Genomic DNA, 5170 nt, shown 5'->3' on the forward strand with positions numbered 1-5170 from the left:
AAATACAAATATAACAGAGATCTCAATCTTCATATTTTCACCTTTAAAAAAAATACTGATGGGCACTATACCCACCAGCTTATTTCCAATTGTTTTTAGTTAGCCCACCACATACAATAGCTATCACCGGCTTCCGTGCCTGCATATCCATTGAGATTACCAGAATATGCATAACAGGTAACACCTATAACATTGTTAGTTGCACTGGAATAGTAATATGTGACTGCTGCCAATGCGTCTATTTCCTGAGCAGCTACTTTAGAAGCACCTCCACCGCTGTTCCCTGTGTCAACTGCAGCCGGTAGTGGTGTATCTGGTGTTATGCTGTGTATTGAGCGCTCACCCAATAATTTTGGTTTTCCGTCTTCTCTGACAATTTTCAGTTTACCATCAGCATCCAGCGTAGCCGTTACTGTCACTGCGCTTCCATTGTAACTTTCTGCAAGGGTCTGAGTGCCATCCGGATTTATTTTATAGATTGCTCCTCCACCATCCGGCATTGCACTTGCCGGGATTGCAACTGCCATCATCAATAGAAGCCCTGCAATCCCAATGATGCCGATATTCGATATTTTTCTCATCTTATTATTCCTCCTTTATTTCATACATACGGCCATTTAAAGCAGCATGCAAAACATTCTGGGATGGAACAGCCAAAATATTTGACGTGGAACAATTGTTCCATTTTTTGAAACAGTCCTGAAAACATTAGCTGACGGTGCCACATAGATAAATTGATAATAGGAGTAACATCAGGACGATAATAACCTCCATATACCCAAATTAGCTCTTTCAAGCCTTATCCCAAAAATTGGCAAGAAAACGTAAATCCTTGATCATGGTGGCGAATTAATGTCGCAGCGCATTGGAAAACCCGATCGGGATTGAAACTTCATATATTCCTTATAATTGTATTACCATCCCCTTCTTAAAAGTAAAAAAAACCAGGCTGGAATAAAAGTAATCTCCTTATTGTCAATACATCGAATTTCAAATAGATCTTTGGTAACTATTATACCTTTTTCAACATTGAATTTCCTGCAGTATTTCAACAGTGGCCTTACATCATTATTTGTAATACTTGACTGGTATTTTACTTCAATGGGCAATTTTTCTGCTGTTACTATATCCACCTCGTCCTTCTGTGGCGATCTCCAGAATGCGGACTTTTCAATATGGTTTGCAATAATCCCTTCAACCAGGTGTCCTGAAATTTCTGTTTGTATCACCTCAAAGGGATAACCGAGCAGTGCAATGACCATAGAACTGTGGGCGAAATACTGTTTCTTACTTGATCTTACCTGTTTGGCGACGCTGGCTGTGAAATTATATGAAACCTTAATCAGGAACGATTTTTCGAGAAGAGTGATATATCTGGATACCAGATTTCTATTGATTTTCAAAATACCTGAAAGATTGACTATTTCAAATAGCTGTGCATTGCTATTTGCTAGTAACCTGAAGAGTTCATAGATTATCTTTTCATCTTCTCCTGTCAGTCTGGCCACGTCTGCAATGGCTTTTTCGATCACAGATTCATTTATGTATTTATTAATAAATTCACTTTCACTGATATCAACATCAAGGAGTTCAGGAAATCCACCTTTTATGAGGTAGTCAGCAAATAATTCTTGATATCGCTCTTTTTTATCAGCAAATTTCAGGTCATATTCACGAAACATGTACTCTGTGTCAAGGCTGTGTTCCCATCCAAAATACCCCGCAAATTCACTAAAGGTTAATATTGGCATCCTAAATGTCAATATCCTCCCTGCCAGTGTTTCTTTAAAATTGTTCAATTCCAGGCTGGCTGAGCCTGAAACAAATATTTTTAAATTCTCTTCAGTATCATAAAAGGTTTTTATCAGGTCGGTCCAGTTGGGCAATTTTTGCACTTCATCTAAGAATAAGTATCTCGTATTATTTTTATCAGAGAACTCGAAGAAATAGTTGATCAATTCTTCTGCGATCTGATATTTCTGATAATCAATGTCATCGAAGGCGATGTAACATAAATTATTATGTTGTGCGTCTAAACTGTTGATGAGTTGTTTCAGCAATATTGTCTTTCCAACCCGTCTTAGTCCGATTATTGCAATTATTTGTTTATATTTGACATAATTTAATACTTCTTCAAGAAGTTCTCTTTCAAACTCAGGCAGTATTATTTTTTCATTTTTCCACCAGGGATTTTGTTTGATTAACAACAGTCTGTGCCTTTCTTCCATAATATGATATAGAGCTGTACACAAATATATATTTTATGCATCAATATTGTGCATAAAAATAAAATAATATGCATCAACTTGTTATGAGAACCTTAAATAATCATAATCACTCATCTGTATACAAATGTCCCTAATAAAAAAGCTCGAGGACATCGTCACCACATCACGCACTACTAATGACAGTGCAGAGTTATTCTGTTATTCCTCAGATGCCTCATACATAAAAGCTACACCGGACTACGTGGTCATGCCCAGCACCACAACAGAAGTGTCAGAAATCGTTAAGCTGGCCAACAATCAACACATACCTTTAGTCCCCCGTGGTGCAGGTACTGGTCTGGCAGGCGGAGCCGTGCCCTTATGCGGCGGCATAGTGCTGGATATGAGCCGAATGAACAGGCTGCTAGATATCAATATTAATGACCTCCAGGTCCTGGTGGAACCAGGACTTATCCATGCAGACCTGAACCGGGCACTGGAGCCCTACGGCTTCTTTTTCCCTCCAGACCCGGGCAGCAGCGAGATGTGTACCCTGGGAGGATTTATTGCCAACAGCGGTAGCGGGATGAGATCGGTGAAATACGGCACTGTCACAGATTACGTGCTTGATCTGGAAGTGGTGATGCCGAACGGTGAAGTGATCTGGACAGGGGGTCGGACAATGAAATCAGCATCAGGATACGATCTTACTGCTCTTATGGTGGGTTCAGAAGGAACATTGGGAATTATCACCAGGGCCAGATTGAAGGTGCACCCGCTCCCAGAGGCAAGAGCAGTTGTGTTAGCTCATTTTAACGACCTGGAAGCTGCGGGAGGGGCGGTCCCTGCCATAATGAGCCACCGCATCGTGCCTTCAGCATGCGAACTGATGGATCGCACTACCATAAAAGCGGTCAATACTTACGACCCGGATCTGAATATTCCTGAATGCGAGGCCTTGCTACTAATTGAGGTGGACGGCGCACCCTGTAGTGTGGAATCTGATTGCGCAAAGGTTGCAGACTACTGCAGCCAACTGGGTGCTTTTGATGTAAGAATAGCGTATTCACCAGAAGAGCAACAGGAGATCTGGGCAGCCCGTAGACTGGCCGGGGCTGTGGTCACCAGACTGAACCCAGGCAAAACCCGTGTATATATTGGCGAGGATGTAGCAGTCCCATTATCTGCCATACCTGATATGCTTAAAAAGATCCGCACCATATCCACACAACACAATATTCCTATAATGACTTACGGCCATGCAGGGGACGGCAACCTGCATACAGGCATGGCCATCAATACCCTTGATAAGACCCAATGGGAATTATTGAAACAGGCAGCCGATGATATACATAAAGCTGCATTAGCTCTTGAGGGTACGGTATCAGGGGAACATGGCATAGGCAGTGCCCGCAGTGTGTACATGAACCAGGAACACGGGAATGGTCTCGATGTAATGGTCTCAATAAAGAAAGCTCTTGACCCACATAACATCATGAACCCACAGAAGGTGGGACTTGAATGAAGGAACACCTGCAGGATATTGTCAAGTGTGTCAGATGCGGACGCTGCCGTACTGTATGCCCTGTCCAGAAAGTATTGGGCTGGGAATTTGCCGGTGCCAGGGGCCGGATGCAGATGGCACTGGGACTTGCCAGCGGTCTGGCTCCGACAGAAGGTATGTTAAATAGTCTTTTAAACTGCACTACCTGTCAGCAGTGTGTCACAGAGTGCCCTGCTGGGGTAGATCCCCAGAAGGTCACAAGGGCGGCCAGGCATAAATTGATCAGTCTAGGCCAGATAGCTCCTTATCAAAAGGAGATGCTCAACCGGATACAGGACACAGGTAATTCATTGGGAGATAAATCATCCAGGACATCCTGGCTCTCAAAGCCGGCAGTGTCTGAACAATGTGAATTTATCTATTTTGCCGGGTGTCTTGCGTCATACAGGGAAAAGAACACAGCTGATGCCACATATAGGATCCTGGAACCATTCGGTGTATGCTTATTACAGGATGAACGCTGCTGCGGTTCACCCCTGTTCAGGCTGGGGTTGGATGCAAAGGATTTAATTAAACACAATTCCAGCCAGGTCGAGAAGGCTGGGGCCCATACAGTAATAGTGGGCTGCGCAGGCTGCTACTCCATGTTCAAAGAGCATTATCCCGGGTTTAATGTGCTTCATATTTCTGAATTTCTGGCTGATAGACTGGAAAAGATACCATTAAAAAAACTTGACATTTCAGTCACATACCACGATCCCTGTCATCTGGGCAGAACCCACGGCATATATGATGCACCCAGGAAGATCATTGAAAACATCTGTACTTTAGTAGAGATGGAGGATTCCAGGGACAAGGCTAATTGCTGCGGAGGTGGAGGAGGTGTGAGGTTGGGAAATCCTGAACTATCTGGTTCAATAGCAGAAAATCTTGCAGATAAAATACCCGAGAACGTTGATTATGTAGTAACATCATGTCCTTTATGTTACAGGAACCTCTCAGATGTAGGAATCACAGTACTTGATCTTGCAGATCTTATCTGGATGTCTATTGGTGAGGATTAACTCCATAATTCCTCTTCAGAATCGTCTGGGATATCTTTTCGATTTATGACATCTTTAGATATCAGGTCTGTGACATCTTCATTAATGCCTTTCATGCCCTTGGCATATGTATCCACAACCGGCTCCCCAAGTATTTTCCTGCTACCTGCCGGGTAATAACCTATCATGCAGTATTCATCTTTCGATCGCCAGTCAATAGTGTACATGGGACAGGTTTCACCCAAACAAGGACTATTTTCGGTTTTGGGACACAATGGTGGAAGTGGCATGATTGATATTTATTTATTTTATTATAGATTAGACTTTTGAATATGGCTGGATACTGAGCATGATCATTAGAAAATTTTTGGGACCAGTATCAATTTGGGGCACAAAAAATCAATCAAAAATTTCCA

General features: G+C 42.5%; 5 protein-coding genes. 2 read left to right on the plus strand and 3 right to left on the minus strand.

What is annotated here, in order from left to right:
- Nucleotides 1-95: 95 nt before the first annotated feature.
- Together IBX40_10880 and IBX40_10885 are read right to left on the minus strand one after the other, a co-directional pair.
- Entirely contained in the window at nt 96-581 is a 486-nt protein-coding gene (locus IBX40_10880; GenBank protein MBE0524821.1) for a hypothetical protein, read from the minus strand.
- A 333-nt stretch (nt 582-914) separates the two neighbouring features.
- Entirely contained in the window at nt 915-2228 is a 1314-nt protein-coding gene (locus tag IBX40_10885; GenBank protein ID MBE0524822.1) for an ATP-binding protein, read from the minus strand.
- 124 nt (nt 2229-2352) lie between these two features.
- On the opposite strand from IBX40_10885, the gene IBX40_10890 reads away from it, so the two are divergent.
- Both IBX40_10890 and IBX40_10895 read left to right on the plus strand, forming a co-directional pair.
- Nucleotides 2353-3732, plus strand: coding sequence for an FAD-binding protein (locus IBX40_10890; protein MBE0524823.1), 1380 nt, complete (start codon nt 2353-2355; stop codon nt 3730-3732).
- The gene (locus tag IBX40_10895) at nt 3729-4775 is read left to right on the plus strand and encodes a 4Fe-4S dicluster domain-containing protein (protein ID MBE0524824.1); all 1047 of its coding nucleotides are present in this window, start codon (nt 3729-3731) and stop codon (nt 4773-4775) included. Before IBX40_10890 ends, IBX40_10895 begins: the two co-directional genes overlap by 4 nt.
- Here the strand turns inward: IBX40_10895 and IBX40_10900 are convergent.
- Nucleotides 4772-5044: a hypothetical protein gene (locus tag IBX40_10900; GenBank protein MBE0524825.1), complete on the minus strand. Its 273-nt coding sequence runs from the start codon at nt 5042-5044 to the stop codon at nt 4772-4774. The two genes, IBX40_10895 and IBX40_10900, sit on opposite strands and share 4 nt — an antisense overlap.
- Between the last annotated feature and the right edge of the window lie 126 nt (nt 5045-5170).

Source organism: Methanosarcinales archaeon (assembly GCA_014859725.1).
Classification (GTDB): domain Archaea; phylum Halobacteriota; class Methanosarcinia; order Methanosarcinales; family Methanocomedenaceae; genus Kmv04.